Origin of the sequence: Streptomyces luteolus, from assembly GCF_029968015.1 — a bacterium.
GTDB classification, from domain to species: domain Bacteria; phylum Actinomycetota; class Actinomycetes; order Streptomycetales; family Streptomycetaceae; genus Streptomyces; species Streptomyces luteolus.
The window spans coordinates 165,376-187,149 of record NZ_JASCIS010000008.1 but is presented as its reverse complement, the minus strand read 5'-3'; the positions used below and the strand labels follow the sequence as shown (position 1 = coordinate 187,149).

Annotated in this window: 16 protein-coding genes and 2 pseudogenes; 12 read left to right on the top strand and 6 right to left on the bottom strand. The window is 72.0% G+C overall.

Annotation, left to right across the window (positions count from 1 at the left end; all coding sequences use genetic code 11):
* Window positions 1-65: 65 nt before the first annotated feature.
* Window positions 66-245: pseudogene (locus tag QIT00_RS38910) on the bottom strand (hypothetical protein); the annotation flags it as partial.
* A 217-nt stretch (window positions 246-462) separates the two neighbouring features.
* A pseudogene (locus QIT00_RS10495) lies at window positions 463-900 on the bottom strand (hypothetical protein); the annotation flags it as partial.
* Window positions 901-1,038: 138 nt separating this feature from the next.
* On the opposite strand from QIT00_RS10495, the gene QIT00_RS10490 reads away from it, so the two are divergent.
* The 6 genes from QIT00_RS10490 (at window position 1,039) to QIT00_RS10465 (ending at window position 6,878) form a co-directional block, all read left to right on the top strand.
* Window positions 1,039-1,572, top strand: a complete 534-nt coding sequence (locus QIT00_RS10490; RefSeq protein WP_282534941.1) for a hypothetical protein — start codon at window positions 1,039-1,041, stop codon at window positions 1,570-1,572.
* A complete protein-coding gene (locus tag QIT00_RS10485; RefSeq protein WP_282534892.1) occupies window positions 1,547-2,851 on the top strand; it encodes an ABC transporter substrate-binding protein in 1,305 nt (434 codons plus the stop codon). The genes QIT00_RS10490 and QIT00_RS10485 overlap by 26 nt, the downstream gene beginning before the upstream one ends.
* A 224-nt stretch (window positions 2,852-3,075) precedes the next feature.
* Window positions 3,076-4,344, top strand: a complete 1,269-nt coding sequence (locus tag QIT00_RS10480; protein WP_282534891.1) for a glycosyltransferase family 4 protein — start codon at window positions 3,076-3,078, stop codon at window positions 4,342-4,344.
* On the top strand, window positions 4,341-5,180 hold the full coding sequence (locus QIT00_RS10475; protein ID WP_282534890.1) for a hypothetical protein: 840 nt from the start codon (window positions 4,341-4,343) through the stop codon (window positions 5,178-5,180). Before QIT00_RS10480 ends, QIT00_RS10475 begins: the two co-directional genes overlap by 4 nt.
* 50 nt (window positions 5,181-5,230) lie before the next feature.
* Window positions 5,231-6,199 (top strand): helix-turn-helix transcriptional regulator, encoded by a 969-nt coding sequence (locus QIT00_RS10470; RefSeq protein WP_282534889.1) that lies wholly within the window; start codon window positions 5,231-5,233, stop codon window positions 6,197-6,199.
* Between the two features lie 463 nt (window positions 6,200-6,662).
* Complete coding sequence (locus QIT00_RS10465) at window positions 6,663-6,878, top strand: I78 family peptidase inhibitor (RefSeq protein WP_282534888.1); 216 nt, start codon at window positions 6,663-6,665, stop codon at window positions 6,876-6,878.
* 132 nt (window positions 6,879-7,010) lie between these two features.
* Here QIT00_RS10465 and QIT00_RS10460 read toward each other — a convergent pair whose 3' ends face one another.
* Together QIT00_RS10460 and QIT00_RS10455 are read right to left on the bottom strand one after the other, a co-directional pair.
* On the bottom strand, window positions 7,011-8,027 hold the full coding sequence (locus QIT00_RS10460) for a phosphatase PAP2 family protein (protein WP_282534887.1): 1,017 nt from the start codon (window positions 8,025-8,027) through the stop codon (window positions 7,011-7,013).
* 278 nt (window positions 8,028-8,305) lie between these two features.
* A complete protein-coding gene (locus tag QIT00_RS10455; RefSeq protein WP_282534886.1) occupies window positions 8,306-9,463 on the bottom strand; it encodes a glycosyltransferase family 39 protein in 1,158 nt (385 codons plus the stop codon).
* A 269-nt stretch (window positions 9,464-9,732) separates the two neighbouring features.
* Here QIT00_RS10455 and QIT00_RS10450 point away from each other — a divergent pair, with 269 nt between their 5' ends.
* Together QIT00_RS10450 and QIT00_RS10445 are read left to right on the top strand one after the other, a co-directional pair.
* Window positions 9,733-11,412 (top strand): MFS transporter, encoded by a 1,680-nt coding sequence (locus QIT00_RS10450; protein ID WP_408909749.1) that lies wholly within the window; start codon window positions 9,733-9,735, stop codon window positions 11,410-11,412.
* A gap of 102 nt (window positions 11,413-11,514) precedes the next feature.
* Complete coding sequence (locus QIT00_RS10445; protein WP_282534885.1) at window positions 11,515-12,711, top strand: acyl-CoA dehydrogenase family protein; 1,197 nt, start codon at window positions 11,515-11,517, stop codon at window positions 12,709-12,711.
* Window positions 12,712-12,751: 40 nt separating this feature from the next.
* On the opposite strand, the gene QIT00_RS10440 is transcribed toward QIT00_RS10445, so the two are convergent.
* Window positions 12,752-13,198 carry a cell division protein SepF gene (locus QIT00_RS10440; RefSeq protein ID WP_282534884.1) on the bottom strand — a complete coding sequence of 149 codons (447 nt, stop codon included), beginning with the start codon at window positions 13,196-13,198 and terminating at the stop codon, window positions 12,752-12,754.
* A gap of 283 nt (window positions 13,199-13,481) precedes the next feature.
* Here QIT00_RS10440 and QIT00_RS10435 point away from each other — a divergent pair, with 283 nt between their 5' ends.
* The 4 genes from QIT00_RS10435 to adhE all read left to right on the top strand — a co-directional run bounded on the left by QIT00_RS10435 (window position 13,482) and on the right by adhE (window position 20,619).
* Window positions 13,482-14,816, top strand: a complete 1,335-nt coding sequence (locus tag QIT00_RS10435; RefSeq protein ID WP_282534883.1) for a DUF5685 family protein — start codon at window positions 13,482-13,484, stop codon at window positions 14,814-14,816.
* Between the two features lie 458 nt (window positions 14,817-15,274).
* Window positions 15,275-16,174: a S1 family peptidase gene (locus QIT00_RS10430; protein WP_282534882.1), complete on the top strand. Its 900-nt coding sequence runs from the start codon at window positions 15,275-15,277 to the stop codon at window positions 16,172-16,174.
* 546 nt (window positions 16,175-16,720) lie between these two features.
* On the top strand, window positions 16,721-17,806 hold the full coding sequence (locus tag QIT00_RS10425; protein ID WP_282534881.1) for a S1 family peptidase: 1,086 nt from the start codon (window positions 16,721-16,723) through the stop codon (window positions 17,804-17,806).
* 191 nt (window positions 17,807-17,997) lie between these two features.
* Window positions 17,998-20,619 (top strand): bifunctional acetaldehyde-CoA/alcohol dehydrogenase, encoded by a 2,622-nt coding sequence (gene adhE / locus QIT00_RS10420; RefSeq protein WP_282534880.1) that lies wholly within the window; start codon window positions 17,998-18,000, stop codon window positions 20,617-20,619.
* On the opposite strand, the gene QIT00_RS10415 is transcribed toward adhE, so the two are convergent.
* Complete coding sequence (locus tag QIT00_RS10415; protein ID WP_282534879.1) at window positions 20,607-21,683, bottom strand: ABC-2 transporter permease; 1,077 nt, start codon at window positions 21,681-21,683, stop codon at window positions 20,607-20,609. The two genes, adhE and QIT00_RS10415, sit on opposite strands and share 13 nt — an antisense overlap.
* Window positions 21,684-21,774: the final 91 nt, after the last annotated feature.

The following is a 21,774-nucleotide window of genomic DNA, read 5'->3' as shown; positions in this document are numbered from 1 at the left end:
CGGTTCCGGTTCACGTGCGGGCTGGTCCGGTTCACGGGCGGGCTGATCCGGTTCACGGGCGGGCTGGTCCGGTTCACGCGCGGGCTTGTCCGCCCCACGCCCGGGCTGGTCCGGTTCACGTGCGGGCTGGTCCGCCCCACGCCCGGGCTGGTCCGGTTCACGTGCGGGCTGGTCCGGTTCACGTGCGGGCTGGTCCGCCCCACGCCCGGGCTGGTCCGCCCCACGCCCGGGCTGGTCCGGTTCACGTGCGGGCTGGTCCGGTTCACGTGCGGGCTGGTCCGCCCCACGCCCGGGCTGGTCCGGTTCACGTGCGGGCTGGTCCGGTTCACGCGCGAGCTGGTCCGCCCCACGCCCGGGCTGGTCCGGCTCACGTGCGGGCTGGTCCGCCCCACGCCCGGGCTGGTCCGCCGCACGCACCGGCTGGCCCGCCGCACACGCGGCCTTGTCCGCCGCACGCACCGGCGGCTCGCAGATCGGGCACGGGGTGAGGCCGGGGCGCGGATCCGCCGGTACGGCCTCGGGCTTGCCCTCGACCAGCGGGCAGTCGGCGCGGTGGTACAGGGTGCCGCCCGGCACCAGGACGAGCGCGTCGCTGCGGGCGCCCGGCGCGGCGGGCGCGGTCTCCGGGGCGCCGGGGTCGGCCGCGACGAGCAGCTCGTAGAGCTCCTGCACCCGCGCCGTGGCCAGGGCGCCCCGGCCGCCGACGAGCAGCACCGCGCCCGCCACGATCAGCGCGGCACCGGGCAGCGTGCAGGACGCGAGATACGGGACCTGCCGCTCGGCGAAGCGCTCCCCGGACACCCCGTACCAGCCGAGCACGCACAGCACGGCGCCGAGGGCGAGTGCGGCGGCACCGGCCCAGAGCAGGGGGTGGGCGGTGCGGAGTCGGCTGGTGCGCATCCGAGGCTCCCGGGGGATGAGAGTGGCTCTGTACCCATTTGTTCATGTCAAGAGACCGCTTGCACTCTGCCTCCCCTCGGCCGACCCTGAAAGCACCGGGCGGTCTCTGCCCGGACGATCGACCCGGCGGTGAGCCAGATGGTGCTCGGGAGCAGCAGGCGCAGGCGGGGTGGGACTCGGATCGCGGCCGTGGCGGCCGCCGCGATGCTGACGATCGGCGTGGCCGTCACGGGGTGCGGGGACGACGGCGGGGGCACGCCGCCGTCCGAGCCCTCCGTCGAGCGCACCGAGGAGGCCCCGGGCGACCCGGAGGACGCCGCGGCGGCGGAGCGCGAGATCAAGGCCAACTGGGAGAAGTTCTTCGACGCGGAGGTTCCCCTGAACCAGAAGGAGGAGGTCCTGGAGAACGGCGCCGAGATGCGTCCGGTCCTACAGGCCTTCAACGCCGACCCGCGCGGCAAGCAGACGGAGGCGAGCGTCTCGGATGTGGAGCTGACGTCGAAGACCGAGGCCGACGTGACGTACACGCTCTCCCTTGACGGACAGCCCGCGCTGCAGGACGCGGCCGGTGTCTCGGTGAAGCAGGACGGCACCTGGAAGGTGTCGGTCAAGTCGCTGTGCGCCCTGGTGCAGATGAGCAGCGGCAATGCCTCGCCGGTTCCGGGCTGTTGAGGTCCTCGTCGCGGCGCTGACGCTGCTGTTCGGCGCCGCCTGCGGCAGTCGGCTGCCCGAGAGCGACTTCACCGGGCACGACGCCGCGAGCGAGCCGCCGGCGCGCGCCGAGCCGCTCCGCGTCGGCATCGTGACCAGCGCCACCAGCCCGGTCGGCGGCCGCGCCTTCACCGGACCGCGCGACGGCGCCCTGGCCTACTTCGAGCGGCTGAACGCGCGCGGCGGCGTCGACGGCCGCCGCGTCGAGGTGCACACCTGCGACGACGGCGGCAGCGGCGTCGGCAACAACGAGTGCGTGCGCGAGCTGGTCGACGAACGGCGGGTCGTCGCGCTCGTCGCCACCGCCGTCCTCGACTACGCCGCCGCCCCGCGCGTCTCCGCCGCCGGCGTCCCCGACATCGGCGGCCAGCCGGTCGGGCCCGCGTACGAGACGTATCCGCACCTCTACTCGATCTACGGGAGCCTCGCGCCGCGCACCGGCGACGAGCCGGGCTGGGACGGGAAGCTGTACGGCGGCACCGAGGTCTACCGCTACTTCAAGCGCGAGCACGGCGCCCGCACCGCCGCCGTCGTCTCCTACAACCAGTCCGCGTCCGCCGCGTACGCCCGGCTCGTCACGCAGGGGCTGCGGGCCGAGGGGTACGAAGTGGTCACCGAGCAGGTCGACTTCGCGCTGCCCAACTTCCGCGCCGTGGCCGCCGACCTCAAGGAGCAGGGCGCCGACCTGGTCTTCGACGCCCTCGACAGCCACGGCAACGCCCGCCTCTGCGCGGCGATGGACGACGTCGGCGCCCACGTCACAGCGAAGGTCACCAACGCGCAGAACTGGACGGACACGGTCGCCGAGGACTACGAGGACGCGCCGGCCTGCCGCAACTCCCTCTGGGTGACCGGGTCGAGCCGCAACCACCAGGACACCGGGCACCCGGCCGTACGGGAGTTCCGGCACGCGATGAAGGGCCGGCCGCTGTCGCAGTGGGCGCTCGAAGGCTGGGCGGCGGCCATGTGGTTCACGGACGCCGCGAAAACCTGCACACGCGCGGAGCCCGAAACCGCCGCCACGCGCGCGTGCGTGGACGCGTACCTGGAGAAGGGCGGGCCCTACGACGCGGACGGACTGCTCGTCCCCGTCGTCTTCGAGCACCGCGACGAACCACCGGAGACCCGCACCACCTGCCTGTCCGTGGCCCGTTGGCGCGACGGCGAGGGCTGGGTCACGCAGAGCGGCGACATGAACAGCAACTGCTTCGACGTACCGCAACTCGCGTACAAACCCTGAGGACTCGGGCACGACCCCTACGTAAAGGCCGTACCGCGCGTACGCCCACACTGCCCCTGATGCGGCGGAGTGCCCGCAGGTTCCCGAATTCGCCTACCAATAGCGCAACTGTTCAAGAACAAGATGATGATGCCGCCCAACCCTCACCCCCTGGTTCGGGTCTAACCCCTCGGTAGGCGGACGAGACAGGACTGTCCGCGGGGAAGCGTGGGATACGGGGACGCATGCATATTTCTTTCCTGATACACAACGCGTACGGAATCGGGGGGACGATCCGGACGACCTACAACCTGGCCAACACCCTGGCCGAACAGCACGACGTGGAGGTCGTGTCGGTGTTCCGGCACCGCGACGACCCGGTGTTCCAGGTCGACCCGCGGGTGCGGGTGCGCCACCTGGTCGACATCCGCAAGGGCACGCCGGGGTACGAGGGCGACAGCCCCGAGTACCAGCGCCCGGCACAGGTCTTCCCGCGCGCGGAGGGCCGTTTCCACCAGTACAACGCGCTCACCGACCGCCGCATCGCCGACCACCTTGCGACCGTCGAAGCCGATGTCCTCGTGGGAACCAGGCCCGGGCTGAATGTGCACATCGCCCGCCAGGCCCGCCGCGGCCCGCTCCGCGTCGGCCAGGAACACCTCACCCTCGACAGCCACTCCAAGGCCCTGCGCACCCAGTTGCGCGGCGTCTACCCCCGCCTCGACGCGCTGACCACGACGACCGAGGCCGACGCGGCCGCCTACCGCGACAAGATGCGGCTGCCCGGAGTGCGCGTCGACGCCATGGCCAACCCCGTACCCGCCCCCGAGGTGGCGCCCGCCGACGGCACCGGGAAGTGGGTCGTCGCGGCCGGCCGGCTCGCCCCGGTCAAGCGGTACGACCTGCTGATCAGAGCCTTCGACCTGGTCCGCGCCCAACGCCCGGACTGGCGCCTGCGGATATACGGCGGCGGTCGGCAGAAGGACTCGCTGCGCCGCCTGATCGACGAACTCGGCCTCTACAACCACGTGTTCCTCATGGGTCCCGCCCATCCCATCGACCCGGAGTGGGCCAAGGGCTCCGTCGCCGCGGTCACCTCCAGCCTGGAGTCCTTCGGGATGACCATCGTCGAGGCCATGCGCTGCGGACTGCCCGTGGTGGCCACGGACTGCCCGCACGGCCCGGGCGAGATCATCGACAACGGTGTCGACGGCCGCCTGGTCCCCGTCGGCGACGTCAAGGCGATCGCCGGCGGCCTCCTGGAACTGATCAACGACGACGACCTGCGCGGCCGGATGTCCGCCGCCGCGCTGGTGGACTCCCAGCGCTTCGACCCCGCGCGGATAGCGGAGCGCTACGAATCGCTGTTCACCGATCTGACCGCACGCGGCCCCGCCGGACCGCTCGGCCGCTTCCGGGGCTCGCTGCACCGCACCCGCGGCGCGATGCTCGGCGGCGCCTACGCGGTCAGGGACGCGGGGCGCGCCGCCCTGAGAAAGGGACGGACCGCATGAGCGCTCTGCTGCCCCCGCCGCTGCCCGACGAGGTCGAGGAGGACGTCCTGGCCGTGCCTCGCGCCGACTGCGTCGCCGACTCCGCCGGCGGGCTCACCTTCGACCTCGCCGACCTGGGCCGCCCCGGCGCCGCGTCTCTGCTGCTCCGGCTGCGCGAGCGGCAGCCGCACCGCGCACCCACCGAGACCCGGCTCCCGCTCACCCCGGCCGCCGACGGCAGGCTGCGCGCCGTACTGCCCAGCAGCGTCCAGCTCGCCGAGGGCCGCTGGGACGTGTACGTCGACCACGGCGACACCGCCCCGCGCCGTCTCTCGCCCGGCGTCAACGACCTGCGCTCGCTCGTCGACCGGATGCCCAGCGGCACCCGCCCGCACGTCGCGGTGCGCATCCCGTACGCCACCAAGCACGGCAACCTCACCATCCGCGCCTGGCACCGCGCCCCGCACGCCGAGGCCGGTGAACTGCACATCGACGGCGCCGAGTTGACGGTACGAGGCAGGCTCCTCGGGGCGCCGGTCACCCCGGCCGGGTACGCCGAGCTGCGCGGCCGGGCGCCGGGGCAGGTCACGCGCCGGGTCGAGCTCGGCGCTTCCGGCGGGGAGTTCGGGCTCACCGTGGCGTACCAGGACCTGGCCGGAGAGCCCGGGGTCTGGGACCTGTGGCTGCTGCCCCAGGGCGCGCACGGACCGCAGGCGCGGGTGGCCCGGCTGCTCGACGACGTGGCCGACAAGAAGCCGATCTTCACGTACCCGGCCGTCCGCACCGGCCCGGTGGCCGTCGGCCCATACTACACCCGCGACAACGACCTGTCGCTGCGGGTGACGGAGGCCGACTGATCGGATATCGCGGACCGCAGCTGTCCGCAAGGGCTGGCAGACTCGCCCGCATGTTGGAGACCTCGGCACGACTCCTGCGGCTCCTCTCGCTGCTCCAGGCCCACCGCGAGTGGTCCGGCGCCGACCTCGCGGACCGGCTCGGCGTCACCCCGCGCACCGTCCGCCGCGACGTCGACCGGCTGCGTGAGCTCGGCTACCCGGTGCGCGCCTCACCCGGTACCGGCGGCGGCTACCAGCTGGGTGTGGGCGCCGAGATGCCGCCGCTGCTGCTCGACGACGAGGAGGCCGTCGCCGTCGCGGTCGGCCTGCGGACCGCCGCCGGCCAGGGCATCGAGGGCATCGACGAGACCTCCGTACGCGCCCTGGCCAAGCTGGAGCAGGTGCTGCCGGACCGGCTGCGGCGCCGGGTCGGCGCGCTGAACGCCTTCACGGTGCCGATGCTGCGCGGCCGCCAGGCGCGAGCGGTCGACTCCGAAGTGCTCACGGAACTGGCCCACTTGTGCCGCGACAGCAGGCGCCTGCGCTTCGAGTACGGCGACCACGAGGGCACCACCACCCGCCGCGCCGTCGAGCCGCACCGCCTGGTCTGCACCGAGCGCCGCTGGTACCTCGTCGCCTGGGACCTGGACCGGGAGGACTGGCGCACCTTCCGCGCCGACCGCATCACCCCCAAGCCTCCGCACGGCCCCCGCTTCACCCCGCGCACGCCGCCCGCGCAGGACCTGGCCGCGTACGTCTCCGAGGGCGTCTCCCGCAGGGCGTACGCGGAGCAGGCCCTGGTCCGCCTCTTCGTGCCGCTCGCCGAGGCCGCCGTGGACATCTCGCCGTCGGCCGGAACCCTGGAGGACGAATCCGCGGACACGTGTCTGCTGCGCACCGGAGCGGCGAGCCTCGACGTGATGGTGATCCATCTGATGCTCCTGGGCTTCGAGTTCGAGGTCCTGGAGCCGGCCGAGCTGACCGAGCACCTCCGGTCGGCCCGGGACCGCCTCTCGCGGGCGCTCGACCGGTCGCGGTGAGTCCCGCCCTCAGGGGCGCGGGGAACTGCGCGCCCAGCCCCCACGAGCCGCAGACGCGTCTGCCACGGACGGTCTTACGGCGGCCGCGGCATGTCGTGGGTTGCTCGCGCAGTTCCCCGCGCCCCTGGAGGCGTACGACCCGGCCCGCCCGGTGGTCCGGAATAGTTTCGGGTAATTCGTCGACCACTCGCCGAAAAACGATCTCGGGCCGCTCGTCGAAAGGCCGATGCATTCGATCTTCGGATGAGCGGCGCCCGAATTGCCCGGCGGGCACGGGTAATTACTGGGCAGGCCGGAACAATTCCGTACCGCTCGTTCGTGTGAAGCGGGAATCGGCAAACACATGTGGCGATCCTGTGACACAAGCGTGACCTCGAAGGTGCAGGTGACCCTGGGTGCCCGCCCGCTGCGGCCTTTTCGGCGGCCCTTTCACTTCCCGCCGCGAGCGGCCTACGGTGACGGCATGGCACCCACACCCACACCCCCCGCAGAACCGCAGGACACCCCCGACGCGTACGTCGGACTCGACGCCGAGGGCGCCGAGCGGCAGGCCCGCGAGCGCGGCTGGTCCACCGTCAGGGCGCTGCCCCCGGGCGCGATCGTGACCATGGAGTACCTCGCCGGACGGCTGAACTTCGAGGTCAGCGAAGGCACCGTGAAGCGCTGCTGGAAGGGCTGACACCGTGAAGCGCTGCTGGAAGGGCTGAACGGACCCGGCACGCGACACGGCGAAGGCCCCGGCCCCCTGGTCAAGGGGAGCCGGGGCCTTCGCATGCGGGGGAGTTGTGCGTACCGCCCCCGCGGCCTGGGGTCAGCCGCCCGCCACCGGGCGGGCCGGAGCGGTGCGGGCGGTGCGGGTGGCGCTGTCGGCGTGCGCGGGTCGGCGGCTGCCGGCCGGCGTGCCGGGGGAGCGCTCCGAGCGCACCGTGTACCGCTGCGTGCTGAAGTGCGCCGGCACACGGCCGCCGTGCCCGGCGCCCACCGGCTCCAGTACGGGCTCGGTGACGGGACCCGGCTGCGGGAACAGCGGGGGCGCACCGGCCGGTGCGGGTGCCGTGGCGCGGCCGCGCAGGCCCGGCAGGTACCGGTCGCGCTGGGCGAGGATCCAGGCCTCGGCGCGGCTGACCAGCGGCTCGAACCAGGGCAGCGCGAGCAGGATGAGGAGCCCCGCGGCCCAGCCGAGGAGGACGTCGCTCAGCCAGTGCGTGCCCAGGTAGACCGTGCTGAGGCCGACGCCGAGCGAGACCACCGCGGAGAGCGCCGAGAGATAGCGGCGGGCCCGTGCGGAGGAGGCGAGGTAGGCGAGGATGCCCCAGGTCACGACGGCGTTCGCGGTGTGGCCCGAAGGGAATATGTCGCCGGTCAGCCACATCTCGTTGGAGCCGATGACCGTGGCGTAGTGCGGACCTTCCCGGCCCATGCTCAACTTGGCCGCGCCGACGGTGACGTTGAGCAGCAGCAGCGAGGTGCCCAGCATGAGCAGCGGGCGCAGCGTGTGCTGCCGCCAGGACCGCCAGCCCAGCCAGGCCGCGACCATCACGGCGGTGGGGCCGCGCTGGCCGAGCACGACGTAGTAGTCGATGAACGCGTGCAGTTCCTGCCACTGCTGGTAGGGCCGGAAGAACATCAGCTGCCAGTCGAGCCGGACGAGCCAGGACGTGTTGATCACGGCCACGACGATGAGCAGGTAGAAGACCAGCGTCGAGCCGAACAGCACGATCCGGTGCGGGCTCATACGAGGCACTTCGAGGCCCGCCGGCCGTTCGGGTTCCCGGTCCAGCCGGGCAAAGAGCCGGTCCAGACGGGTCATGTTTGGTTCGGTACGCACTCAATCGACGCTACAGCGAGTGAGCGGCAGACCCGGCCGAATCAGAGGGTTTGTGATGACGATGTGATGTGGGATTGATCTCAGGCGGGGAGTTATTCAGGAGTCCCGAGTAAAAGCTGATGACCTTGGATCGCTATTTATTCGATCTTCATCTGCTGTGATTTCGGATGGTGTCTGAATTGATTCCGTACGACGTGATGTGAATTCCGGTGACGGCGCACCGGCCGGTGACATCGTGTGTACGGCCCGTGGTCGCTCCCCTCGCCGGGGCGGCCGGATCACGGCGGTCCCGACCCGTTCAGCCAGAACGCCCCGTACACCGCCGAGCCCACCGCGACCACCGCGAGCAGCGCCGCCGCCCGCGAGGCGCGCCACCGCGCCAGGCCCACCGCGAGCGGCAGCAGCAGCGGGAAGGCGGGCAGCAGCAGCCGAGGCTTGGAGCCGAAGTAGCCCGAGGCGCAGAGCGCGAGTACGACGACGATCCCGCAGTACACGAGCAGCGCGGGCGGCTGCCCCCGGCGCACGCACACCACGTACAGCCAGATCACCAGGGCGACCCCGACGGTCAGACCGAGCCCGGCGAACACCGAGGGGAACGAGGTCAGCATCCCGCCGACGAACCGCGCGAAGGCGAGGCCGCCGTCGAAGCCGTTGCCCCACTGCGCCTGGACGTCGAGATAGCCGAACAGCCCGTCGCCGGTCCGCTGCCCGACCCACAGCACGTACCCCGCCGCCCCGAGCGGAGCGAGCAGCACCCCGAGCACGAGCCGCCATCCGGCCCGCCGCTCGCGCGCGACCGCGATCGCCGCCGTCACCCAGACCGCCGCCACGACCGCGGCGCCCACCGGCCGGGTCAGCCCGGCGAGCGCCGCGAGCACGCCCGCCCACACCCACCGTTCCCGGAGGACCGCGTACAGCGCCCAGGCGGCCAGCGCCGTGAACAGCGACTCGCTGTACGCCATCGACTGCACGATCCCGACCGGCAGCACCGCCCACAACGCCACCGCGCACACGCCCGCCCGCAGCCCGTAAAGCCGCTCCGCGATCAGGAAGATCCCGAGCGCCGCCGCAAGTGAGGCGAGCCAGGCCACGAGCAGCCCGGCATCCGCGTACGACAGCGGGGTCAGCGCGTGGCCGAGCCGCTCCAGCCACGGGAGCAGCGGGAAGAACGCCAGGTTGGAGTGGACCGAGCCGTCCGGCAGGCGGGTCTCCCAGCCGTAGCCGAAATCGGCGACGCGGGTGTACCAGAGCGAGTCCCAGCGCGCGGTGAGCAGCCCGTGCGCGCTCTTGCCGTTCGCCGCGGACCACCCCGCGAGCACCACGAGCCCGAGCGCGCGCACCCCGGCGTACACAAGGAGCGCGGGCGCCGCCCGGCGCAGCGCACTGCGGACCCGGGCGCGGCGGACGGTCGGAACGTACGGGGCAAGGTCGGTCACGGGCTCGATTATGGGTGGAAGAGGGAACCGCATACCCCCGGGCGGTCGTTCCACTGGACGGGGACGACCAGTTGGGACGGGGGGCTTCGGACGGCGAGGCGTGGCGTATGCCACACCGCGTCGTTCAGCTACGTGAGAGGTGGGACACCCAAGCCCGCTGTGGACTCGCGTACGCTGACTGCTCACTCGTACACCCGGTCGGGCCCATTGCCGCTGGCAGAGCCGCCGCCCGCCGACCGCCTGAGTACGGGATCACTGGGAGGTACTACATGACCGGGACGACCACGGCTGCTCCGACGCGGCCCTCGGCATCCCGGTTCCTGGAGCGCATGGGCATCGGACGCCCGGAAGGCGCCAACCGCTGGGTCGTCCTCATAGTCCTGTGCGTGAGCCTCGCGATCGTCGCCATCGACTCGACGGTGCTGCACGTGGCGGTTCCGGCCGTCACCGAGGACCTCAAGCCCGGCGCCATCCAGCTCCTGTGGATCGTCGACTCGTATCCGCTGGTCTGCGCCTCGCTCCTGATCCTCTTCGGCACCCTCGGCGACCGCGTCGGCCGCAGAAGGATCCTGCTCCTCGGGTACGGCCTGTTCGGCGTCGCCTCCGCGATGGCCGCGCTCGCGCACGAGCCCAAGACGCTGATCGCGGCCCGCGTCCTGCTTGGCGTCGGTGGCGCGATGATCATGCCCGCGACGCTCTCCATCGTCCGGCAGGTCTTCCCCGACCGGCGCGAGCGGGCCCTCGCCATCGGCATCTGGAGCGCGGTCGCCGCCGTCGGCGCCGCCGCGGGACCGCTGCTCGGCGGCTTCCTCCTGGAGCACTTCTGGTGGGGCTCGGTCTTCCTCATCAACATCCCGCTGATGTTCGCCAGCCTCCTGGTCGGCCGCTGGCTGCTGCCCGAGTCCACCGGCGACCGCGACGGCCCGTGGGACGTGGTCGGCGCGCTGATGGCCGCGGCCGGACTCTTCGGCGTCGTGCTCGGCATCAAGCGCGCGGGCGGCGGCGAGGGCGTCGTCTCCCCGATGACCCTCGTGCCGCTGCTGCTCGGCGCGCTGCTCCTGGTGCTCTTCGTCCGCCGCCAGCGCCGCCGCAAGCACCCGCTGGTCGACCTCAGCCTGTTCTCCCGGCCGGCCTTCGGCACCTCCGTCGGCTGCATCATCATCGCGATGCTGGCGCTCGTCGGCCTGATGCTGATCGCCGCGCAGTACCTCCAGCTGGTGCTCGGCCTCTCGCCCCTTGAGACCGGCCTCAGGATGGTCCCGCTGACCCTCGCCGCCATGGCCGGCGGGCTCACCGGATCCTCGATCCTGCCCCGGCTCGGCCCGCGCGTGATGGTCTCGCTCGGCTTCTGCCTGACCGCCGTCGCCGTCCTCACGCTCACGTTCATGGGCCACGAGGACAACCTCGCGCTGCTCCTGACCGGCTTCGTCCTGCTCGGCTTCGGCCTGCAGACCACGCTCTTCGGTGCGTACGAGTCGATGCTCAGCGACGTCAGCCAGGGCCAGGCGGGAGGCGCCGCGGCCATCGGCGAGACCTCGTACCAGCTGGGCAGCGGCATCGGCATAGCCTTCATCGGCAGCGTCATGAACGCCGCCTACGGCCCCCGCCTCGACTCGGTCCCCGGCGTCCCCGGCGGCGACGTCGCCGCCGCCCGGCACTCCCTCGGCGAGGCCTACGAGATCTCCCAGGGGCTCGGATCCGGCGCGGGCGCCGCCCTGCGCACCGCGGCCCGCGACGCCTTCGTGCACGGACTGCACGTCACCCTGTACGCCAGCGCGGGCCTGCTCCTCATCGGCGCCCTGGCCGCCCTGCGGCTGCCCCGCGCCATGGACCTCTCCGCGTCCCCGGCGGACGAGGACGCCGCCCCCGCGACCAGCGAGCGCGGCCTGCGGAAGACCGCCCCGGCCCAGCGGGACCACGAGGCCCTCGCCGCCGAGTCCTCTGCCTGACGCCGCCCGCGGGGCACACTCTGGACGTGCGGCTTCCCGGGGCCGTACCGTCGGCACCACCGTAACTAACGCTGCTAGTTTTACGTGTCCGGAGGCCCGCCCATGTCGTCCTCGTCCCGCCCCGCCCCGCCGCCCTTCGACCCCGCCGACCCGCTCGGCCTCGACGATCTCCTCGACCCCGAGGACCTCGCCATCCGCGACACCGTCAGGACCTGGACCCAGGACCGCGTACTGCCGCACATCGCCGACTGGTACGAGCGCGGCGAACTGCCCGGCGTACGCGAACTGGCCCGGGAGCTCGGCGGGATCGGCGCCCTCGGCATGTCCCTCACCGGCTACGGCTGCGCGGGCGCGAGCGCCGTCCAGTACGGCCTGGCCTGCCTGGAGCTGGAGGCCGCCGACTCCGGCATCCGCTCCCTGGTCTCCGTCCAGGGCTCGCTCGCGATGTACGCCATCTGGAAGTTCGGCTCCGAGGAGCAGAAGCAGCAGTGGCTGCCGCGGATGGCGGCCGGCGAGGTCATCGGCTGCTTCGGCCTCACCGAGCCCGACCACGGCTCCGACCCCGCCTCGATGCGGACGCACGCCAAGAAGGACGGCACGGACTGGATCCTGACCGGCCGCAAGATGTGGATCACCAACGGTTCGGTGGCCGGTGTCGCGGTCGTCTGGGCGCAGACGGACGACGGCATCAGGGGCTTCGTCGTCCCCACCGGAAGCCCCGGCTTCTCCGCCCCCGAGATCAAGCACAAGTGGTCCCTGCGCGCCTCGGTCACCAGCGAACTCGTCCTGGACGAGGTGCGGTTGCCCGCCGACGCGGTCCTGCCCGAGGTCACCGGTCTGCGCGGCCCGCTCAGCTGCCTGAGCCACGCGCGCTACGGCATCGTCTGGGGCGCGATGGGAGCGGCCCGCTCGTCCTTCGAGGCGGCGGTGGAGTACGCGAAGACGCGGGAGCAGTTCGGCAGGCCCATCGGCGGCTTCCAGCTCACCCAGGCCAAGCTCGCCGACATGGCCGTCGAACTGCACAAGGGAATCCTGCTCGCCCACCACCTGGGGCGCCGTCTCGACGCGGGCCGACTGCGGCCGGAGCAGGTCAGCTTCGGCAAGCTCAACAACGTACGAGAGGCCATCGAGATCTGCCGCACCTCACGGACGATCCTCGGGGCCAACGGGATCTCGCTGGAGTACCCCGTGATGCGGCATGCGACGAATCTCGAATCGGTGCTGACCTACGAAGGCACCGTCGAGATGCATCAGTTGGTGCTCGGCAAGGCGCTCACCGGGCTCGACGCGTTCCGGTAGTCCGGTACGGTCCGGGGGGAGTCGGTGAGCGGCCTGCCGGCTAGCTCTGGTTGAAGAAGCCGTCCGAAGGCCGGGCGGCCGCTTCGCCGTTGACGATCGCGGTGTCGGCCGGGGTGAGCAGGAAGACCCGGGTCGCCACCCGCTCGATGGAGCCGCGCAGGCCGAAGGTGAGCCCGGCCGCGAAGTCGACCACGCGCTTGGCGTCGCCCGGGTCCATCGACGTGAGGTTGATGATGACCGGGACGCCGTCCCGGAAGAGCTCGCCGATGGCGCGCGCGTCCCGGAAGCCGTCCGGGGCGATGGTGCCGATCCGGCGGCCGGCCTCCTCGGCCTGCTCGCCGGCGACCCGCACCCGGGGGTCGGTCACCCAGGTCTCGCCGGACTCGGGGCCCTCGGCCGCGTCGTCCTCGTAACCGTCGTAGTAACGCTCGTCATCGTTGTCGTCGACGAGGCCAAGCCAGGCACTCGCCTTGCGCACCGATCCCATGGACGCCTCCTCTCAAGCGGTCCTGCTGTCCGCACCCCTATGGTCGTCCATGATGCGGAAGGCGCGTCGCTCCGACCAAGCGGTTAGTCGCGCCGCGGGCCTTTCGTGACGGTACTGGTGCAGAACGCACCCCCATTCTCCAAGGGTCCTGCCAGGCAGGGCTGCTGACAGTGAGTGAAATATGACTTGTCGGCGCGTCCGGGTGACGACGGGCGTGTCGAGGTGCTGAGCGTGGCCGATACGATGCGGTCGCACGTCATCAGCGACTCACGGGGGAGCCGTCTTGTTCGGCATCGTCAGGCCCTGCAGTCACCGACTCGGTGAGGGCCTCAAGACGCAGTGGATGGCGCATCTGTGCGGGCTCTGCCTCGCGTTGCGCAGCGATCACGGCCAGTTCGCGCGGGTCGTCACCAACTACGACGGGCTGCTCGTCTCGGTTCTGACGGAGGGTCAGGTCGAGCGGGCCACGGAGTGGCGGCGCACCGCCGGGCCCTGTCCGCTGCGCGGGATGCGCGGCGCCTCGGTCGCCCAGGGCGAGGGCGCGCGCCTCGCCGCGGCCGTCTCGCTCGTCCTCGCCTCGGCGAAGGTGCGCGACCACGTGGCCGACGGGGACGGGATGTTGGGGCGCAAGCCGGTGGCCCTGGCCGCGCGCCGGGTGGCCCGCTCCTGGGACCGGGCCGGGGCGCGCACCGGGGCCGACGTCGGCTTCGACACGTCCGTGCTCGTCGACGCAGTGCGGCGGCAGGGCGGCATCGAGGCGCTCGCCGGTCCCGGCACCTCGCTGCTCGTCGTGACCGAACCGACCGAGACCGCGACCGCCGCGGCCTTCGCGCACACCGCGCACCTCGCCGGACGGCCGGGCAACGCGGCACCGCTCGCCGAGGCAGGCCGGCTCTTCGGGCGGCTCGCACACCTCCTGGACGCCGTCGAGGACCGGCAGGAGGACGCCGTACGCGGGGCGTGGAACCCGCTCGCCGTCACCGGGACCTCGCTCACCGAGGCCCGCAGGCTCGCCGACGACGCGCTGCGCGGCATCCGACTCGCCCTGCGCGACGTGGAGTTCACGGACGCGGGGCTCGCGCACCGGCTGCTCGTGCACGAACTGCCGCGCTCCGTCGACCGCGCCTTCGGCACCACGGGCTGCTCGCACCAGCAGCCGGGCAGCGGTGGCTCCGGTCCCGTCGGTCCGTACGTCTCGTACCCGCAGCCGGGTCCGGGTGGCCCTGGTGGTCCGGCCGGTCCGTACGCTCCGCAGCAGCCCGGCCCCGGTGGCCCCGGTGGACCGTACGGGCCGGGGCCCGGCGGGCCGTTCGGGCCGCCGCCCGGTGGGCCCGGCGGACCGCGGCCGCCGCGCCGTGACCGGCGGGGGCTGATCGCCGGGTGCCTGGTGTGGGCGGGGCTCGCCTGTACGTGCCAGCTGTGCTGCGGCACGCACGAGGACCCGTGGAGCCGGGAGCGCAAGGAGGGGCTGTGCAACGACTGCTGCGGCGCCTGTGACTGCTGTTCCAACTGTTCCAACTGCTGCAGTTGTTGCGGGGGAGACGGGGAGAGCGGCGAAGGCGACGACGGCGGGTGCTGTGACGGCTGCGACTGCAACTGCGACTGCGGCTGCGGCTGAACCGCCACCGCCACCGCCACCGTCACCGTCACCCCCGCCGGTTACCGGAGGTCATCCGGAGCGGCGACTTCCGGCCAGGCCCGGGCCCCGGACGGACGCGGGCGAATCGGTTCATCTTTCAACTCCCTTCTGGACGCGTTGATTTGAGGGTGAGCTCCGCCGCGTACCGGGTTGGAACCCCGAGCGTCACCCGTACGTCACACCCTCGACGAGCGACCCCGACGGCACCCGCGAAACACCGCGACGCACCCGCCGCCGGGGCCGAGGTGTGTCATGCGCAGACGGCCGAAAGCTGGCCTTGTGCGCCTCTCACGCCGACCGAATACTCCGAGCCAGCGCTTGTCAGGGGCACGGCCAAACCGGATTCCGGACACCGGACCCGGGCCGCCCGCCCCCGGCTGCGCCTCACGGGCCCGCTCCTCCCAGGCGGGCCCCCGATTCCCTCGGAGGAACGTGAAGTGAGGATCAAGCGCACCACCCCCCGCAGCAGCGTCGCGAGACGTGCGTCCCTGGCCGTCGTGGCCGGATCCCTCGTCGCCGCCGGGGCGTTCGCCGCACCGGCCGCCAGTGCGGACGAGGCCCCCACCTTCAGCAGCGCCCAGCTCACCGAGGCGAGCGACGCGGTGCTCGCCGCCGATGTCGCGGGCACGGCCTGGAACGTGGACCCGAAGACCAAGCGCGTCGTGCTCACCGTCGACAGCACCGTCTCCCGGGCCGAGATCAACAAGATCGAGCGCGAAGCCGGTGCGAACGCCGACGCCCTCAAGATCGAGCGCACCCCCGGCAAGTTCAGCAAGCTGCTCTCCGGCGGCGACGCGATCTACGCCTCCAGCTGGCGCTGCTCGGCCGGCTTCAACGTGCGCAGCGGCAGCACGTACTACTTCGTGACCGCTGGCCACTGCACCGACGGCGCGGGCACCTGGTACACCAACTCCGCCCGCACCACCACCATCGGCCCGACGGCCGGATCCAGCTTCCCGGGCAACGACTACGGCCTGGTGCGCTACTCCAACACCGGGCTCTCCCACCCGGGCACCGTCGGCGGTCAGGACATCACCAGCGCGGCCGACGCCACGGTCGGCATGTCCGTCACCCGTCGCGGATCCACCACCGGCACCCACAGCGGTTCCGTCACCGGCCTCAACGCGACGGTCAACTACGGTGGCGGAGATGTCGTCTACGGCATGATTCGCACCAATGTGTGCGCCGAGCCCGGTGACTCGGGCGGTCCGCTGTACTCCGGGAGCCGGGCCATCGGGCTCACCTCCGGCGGCAGCGGGAACTGCTCCTCCGGGGGTACGACGTTCTTCCAGCCCGTGAAGGAGGCGCTGAGCGCGTACGGGGTTGCCGTGTACTGATCCGTACGGGATCCCCTCCCGCACCTCTTGAGCCCCTGCCCGAACTCCCGGGCGGGGGCTCGCTTCTTTCCCCACCCCGCCCCTTCCCGAAAGTCCTGCGGACAGCTCGGGGCTCCGCCCCGCCCCCGGCTCCGTCTTCGGCTGCCGCGCCGTCGTGGCTGGTCGCGCAGTTCCCCGCGCCCCTGAAAGATCCGCCCCACCGGCCAAATCCAGCCCCTCCGGCGTTTGAGATGGGGGTCCCCCCTGCTCGAGCGAAGCCGAGAGCTTGGGGGAGGGGGTCCGGGGGCTGGCCCCCGAAGCGCCGCAGGCTTTAGGGAAGGGGCGGGGAGGGGAAAGGAATCGGCCAGCCCCGCGTCGAGTTGCGGAGGACAGGCCACCTGCAAGCGAAGGTTCCGTGAAGGCACGGGAACCGCGCCGTGGTTGTCGAGTGCGCGTCCGGAACTCGACCTTGTGTGCCCCCTGTGAACGTGGCAATAGTGACTGTCACCCTTCAGGGCCCGGTGAACCCCACCGATCCGGACCCGACCCCCCACAGGAGGACGTGACTTGAAGCACCGACGCATACCGAAGCGCCGCGCGGCCATGGCAGGCGCGGGCATCGCCGCACTGGTCGCCGCCGGCGTCACCTTCCAGACCGCGAACGCGAGCGACGCTCCCGCCACCCCGGAGCTCAAGACCCTCACCGCCACCGCGGCCGGCAAGCTGGGCTCGGTCCTCGGCCAGGACCTCGGGGCCGACGCGGCCGGCGCCTACTACGACGCCAAAGCCAAGTCGCTCGTGGTGAACGTCCTCGACCAGAAGGCCGCGGACGTCGTCGAGCAGGCCGGAGCCAAGGCCAAGGTCGTCGAGAACTCGCTCGCCGAGCTCAAGAGCACCCGCAGCGACCTGATCGAGAAGGCCAGCACCAAGGGCGTCTCCTGGGCCCTCGACCCGAAGACCAACAAGGTCGTCGTCACCGCCGACCGCACGGTCAAGGGCGCCGAGCTCGCCAAGCTCACCAAGGCCACCGACGCGCTCGGCGCGCAGGTCGAACTCAAGCGCAGCCAGGGCGAGTTCAAGAAGTTCATCGCCGGTGGCGACGCCATCTGGGGCGGCAGCGGACGCTGCTCGCTCGGCTTCAACGTCACGGTCGGCGGTGAGCCGCACTTCCTGACGGCCGGCCACTGCACCGAGTCGATCCAGGAGTGGTCCGAGGAGCAGGGCGGCCCGGTCATCGGCACCAACGCCGGCTCCAGCTTCCCTGACAACGACTACGGCATCGTCAAGTACACCGGTGACACCGCGCACCCCAGCGAGGTGAACCTGTACAACGGCTCGACGCAGGCCATCGCGCAGGCGGGCGACGCCACGGTCGGCCAGCAGGTGCAGCGCAGCGGCTCCACCACGCAGCTGCACGACGGTGAGGTCACCGGCCTCGACGCCACGGTCGACTACGGCGGCGGCGACATCGTCAACGGCCTGATCCAGACCAACGTCTGCGCCGAGCCCGGTGACAGCGGCGGCGCGCTCTTCGCGGGCGACACCGCGCTCGGTCTGACCTCGGGCGGCAGCGGCGACTGCTCCGGCGGTGGCGAGACCTTCTTCCAGCCCGTTCCGGAAGCCCTTGAGGCCTTCGGGGCCGAGATCGGCTGACGGTCCGCCTCCCGCACCGCTCCACGGCTCGGCCCACCTCGGTGGGCCGAGCCTTTTGCGTTCGCTGTCACAAGTCACGGGATTCCAGGGCTTTCGTCCCTTTCGGTCAGGGCTTTTTCCATGCCTGCAGTCATGCGTACGGGTGTCGAATTGAGGTGTTACGAGAAGGTCGCACCGAAGGAGGCCCTGCCATGCAGGCCGAGGAAATGGTGGACACAGCGGCACGGGTGGACGGACTGGTGCAAGGGGCGCTGAAGGCGCTCGACCGGTTCGGGACCTACGACCAGGAGCAGGTCGACCACATCGTCAGGAAGGCCGCCCTCGCGGCGCTCGCCCGCCACGGTGAGCTGGCCCGGCTCGCCGTCGAGGAGACCGGGCGCGGCCTCTACGAGGACAAGGCCGTCAAGAACCTCTTCGCCTGCGAGCACGTCGTCGACTCGATGCGCGGCCTGAGGACCGCGGGCGTGATCTCCCGCGACGAGCTGAACGGCATCACCGAGATCGCCGAACCCGTCGGCGTGGTCTGCGCGATGACCCCGGTCACCAACCCCACCTCCACGACGATCTTCAAGGCCTTGATCGCCCTGAAGACCCGCAACCCGATCGTCTTCGCCTTCCACCCGAGCGCCCAGGGCTGCTCCGCCGAGGCCGCGCGGACCGTGCGCGACGCGGCGATCGAGGCCGGTGCGCCCGAGCACTGCGTGCAGTGGATCGAGGAGCCGTCGATGGCGGCCACCGACCTCCTGATGCACCACGACGGCGTCTCCACCATCCTCGCCACCGGCGGCAACGCCATGGTCAGGTCCGCCTATTCGTGCGGCAAGCCGGCCCTCGGCGTCGGCGCCGGCAACGTACCCGCGTATGTCCACAGGAGCGCCGGGCTGCGGCGGGCCGTGCACGACATCGTGCTCTCCAAGGCCTTCGACCACGGCATGATCTGCGCCTCCGAGCAGGCCGTCATCCTCGATGAGGAGGTGTACGACCGGGGCCTCGCGGAGTTCGAGAGGCTCGGCGCGTACCTCGTGTGCGGGGCGGAGAAGGCGCTGCTTGAGCAGTTCGTCTTCGGTGTCGGCGCGGACGGCGCGAACTGTGCGGGCGCCCGGCTCAACCCCGATGTCGTCGGCAGGTCCCCGCGGTGGATCGCCGGACAGGCCGGGTTCAGCGTGCCCGAGTCCACCTCCGTGCTGCTCGCCGAGTGCACCGAGGTCGGCCCCGCCGAGCCGCTGACCCGCGAGAAGCTCTCCCCGGTCCTGGCCGTCCTGAAGGCGGGCTCGACCGAGCTCGGCATCGAACTGGCCGCCCGCATGGTCGAGTTCGACGGCCTCGGGCACAGCGCCGCGATCCACGCCGAGGACGAGGAGCTGGTCGAGGAGTTCGGCAAGCGGGTCAAGGCGGTCCGGATCATCGCCAACTCGCCCTCCACGTTCGGCGGGATCGGCGACGTCTACAACGCCTTCCTGCCCTCGCTCACCCTCGGCTGCGGCTCGTACGGGCACAACTCCGTGTCGAACAACGTCAGCGCGGTCGACCTGGTCAACATCAAGCGGATAGGGCGGCGCAACACCAACACGCAGTGGTTCAAGGTCCCGCCGAAGATCTACTTCGAGCGCAACTCCCTGCGCTACCTGCGCGAGTTGGCGGGCGTACGACGCGTCTCGATCGTGACCGACCGGACCATGTCGGAGCTCGGCTTCGTACGGAAGGTCACCGACATCCTCGCGGCCCGCCCCGAACCCGTCACCGTCCAGGTCATCGACGACGTCGAGCCCAACCCGGAGCTCGCGACCGTACGGGCCGGGGCCGCGCGGATGCGGGAGTTCGAGCCGGACACGATCATCGGGCTCGGCGGCGGCTCGCCGATGGACGCGGCCAAGGTGATGTGGCTGATGTACGAGCACCCCGAGGTGGAGTTCGCCGACACCAAGGAGAAGTTCTCCGACATCCGCAAGCGGGCCTTCAAGTTCCCCTCGCTGGGCGCGAAGGCGCAGCTCGTGGCCGTGCCGACCACGTCAGGGACGGGCTCCGAGGTCACCCCGTTCGCGGTCATCTCCGACCCGGAGGCCGCGCAGAAGTACCCGCTGGCCGACTACGCCCTCACCCCGGACGTCGCGATCGTCGACCCGGTCCTTGTGATGAACCTCCCGGCGGCCGTCACCGCCGACTCCGGCTTCGATGCGCTGACACACGCGACCGAGGCGTACGTCTCCGTGTACGCAAACGACTACACCGACGGGCTCTGCCTGCAGGCCATCAAGCTGATCTTCGAGAACCTGGAGCGGTGCGTGGACGCGGCGCGGACGGGGGCGGGCGACCCGGAGGCGCGGGAGAAGATGCACAACGCCTCGACGGTGGCGGGCATGGCCTTCGCCAACGCCTTCCTCGGGCTCGTGCACGCGATGGCGCACACCCTCGGCAACACCTTCCACCTCGCGCACGGGCGCACCAACGCGCTGCTGCTCCCGCATGTCATCCGGTACAACGGCACCGTCTCGCACAAGGCGACGCCGTGGCCGAAGGCCGAGGTGTACCGGGCGCCGGAGCGGTTCCAGGAGATCGCGCGGGCGCTCGGCCTCGCGGCGGCCACGCCTCAGGAGGGCGTGGAGTCCTACGCGCGTGCGGTGGAGTCGCTGCGGGAGCGGTGCGGGATTCCCGCGTCGTTCGCGGAGGCCGGGGTGGACGAGGCCGCGTTCCTCGCGGCGGTGCCGCAGCAGGCGGTGAACGCGTACGCGGATCAGTGTGCGCCGGCTAATCCTCGGATGCCGGTGCTGGGGGATATGGAGCGGTTGATGCGGCGGGCGTACTACGGGAGTTGAGGCTGCTGCCGGGTTCGGGCGCGCCGGTCCTGGCGTAGCAGTGAAAGAACCAGGGTGACCGCCGCCGACGCGACCGCCCACGCTCCGAGGACCAGGAACGGGCCGCCCGCGCCGTTGCCCTTGAAGTACGCGATGGAGCGGGCGGCGAACGTGCCCGCGCCGGGTGGGAGTACGGGGCCGAGGCCGCGCCAGAAGCCGGGGAGCAAGGGGTACGGGTAGGCGCCGCCCGCGCTCGGGTTGCCGAGGACCACGACCACGATGATCGCCAGGCCGATGCCGACCACGCCCGCGATGCCCTGGAACGCGAGCGTCAGCGCGCCGACCGCGAAGACCAGGAGCGCGCCGAGGCCCCACATCGCCATCACGTTGCCGGGCAGCGCGTCCAGCCACGGGCCCGCGATCACCGCGCCGAGCAGGCCCGCCACGATCGCGTACAGGAGCATCACGCAGAGCCGGATCAGGGCGCGGGCCGGGTTGGCGGGCTTGGCGCCCGCGCTGATCGCCAGGGCCGAGGCGCACAGATAGCCGCCCACGCACCAGCCGACGACGAGGTAGAACGAGGACAGGCCGCGGGCGTCCCCGGCGGCGCCCGGGACCACGTCCCTGACCGTCAGCGTGCGCTTCTGGGCCTTCTCCGCGGCTCCGACGACCTCTTCGAGCGCCTGCGAGAGGCTGCCGCCCGCGGCGCTCGCGACCAGGAGCCGGTCGCCGGGCGCGCGCGGGTCGACGATCAGGGCGCCGTCGACGCCCCGGTTCCGGATCTGCTCGACCGCCTCCGCCTCGTCCCTGACCGCGCGCGGCTTCAGCGGCTCGCCCGGCAGCGCGCGCAGCCGCTCCACGGCCTGCCCGGTGACCTGGGCGTTCGGTCCCGCCACCGCGATCGGGATCTCGTGCGGCACGGGCTTGTGGAAAGCGCCGATGTACGAAGCGATGAAGGCGAGCTGCACCAGGAGCACCCCGATGACCAGGAGACCGGTGCGGACGCTCACCGCGTCCCTGACCTCGTGGAGAAATCCGGTTCCCGGGTCGCCGTCCAGGCCGCCGCCGCGTGTGGTCCTCGTCATGCCCACCACGCTCGACGGGGAGCCCGCGGCCCGCAGCAGGGCGGGACCGAACGGGTGAGTGCGGGCGAGCGGCACACCTGCGGTCCACGTG

Coding starts and splice junctions, on each gene's coding strand:
- QIT00_RS10440 (WP_282534884.1), bottom strand. CDS start 13,198: ATGGGATCGGTGCGCAAGGCGAGTGCCTGGCTTGGCCTCGTCGACGAC.
- QIT00_RS10415 (WP_282534879.1), bottom strand. CDS start 21,683: ATGACGAGGACCACACGCGGCGGCGGCCTGGACGGCGACCCGGGAACC.
- QIT00_RS10485 (WP_282534892.1), top strand. CDS start 1,547: ATGCCTCGCCGGTTCCGGGCTGTTGAGGTCCTCGTCGCGGCGCTGACG.
- QIT00_RS10490 (WP_282534941.1), top strand. CDS start 1,039: ATGGTGCTCGGGAGCAGCAGGCGCAGGCGGGGTGGGACTCGGATCGCG.
- QIT00_RS10480 (WP_282534891.1), top strand. CDS start 3,076: ATGCATATTTCTTTCCTGATACACAACGCGTACGGAATCGGGGGGACG.
- QIT00_RS10445 (WP_282534885.1), top strand. CDS start 11,515: ATGTCGTCCTCGTCCCGCCCCGCCCCGCCGCCCTTCGACCCCGCCGAC.
- QIT00_RS10475 (WP_282534890.1), top strand. CDS start 4,341: ATGAGCGCTCTGCTGCCCCCGCCGCTGCCCGACGAGGTCGAGGAGGAC.
- adhE (WP_282534880.1), top strand. CDS start 17,998: ATGCAGGCCGAGGAAATGGTGGACACAGCGGCACGGGTGGACGGACTG.
- QIT00_RS10465 (WP_282534888.1), top strand. CDS start 6,663: ATGGCACCCACACCCACACCCCCCGCAGAACCGCAGGACACCCCCGAC.
- QIT00_RS10470 (WP_282534889.1), top strand. CDS start 5,231: ATGTTGGAGACCTCGGCACGACTCCTGCGGCTCCTCTCGCTGCTCCAG.
- QIT00_RS10450 (WP_408909749.1), top strand. CDS start 9,733: ATGACCGGGACGACCACGGCTGCTCCGACGCGGCCCTCGGCATCCCGG.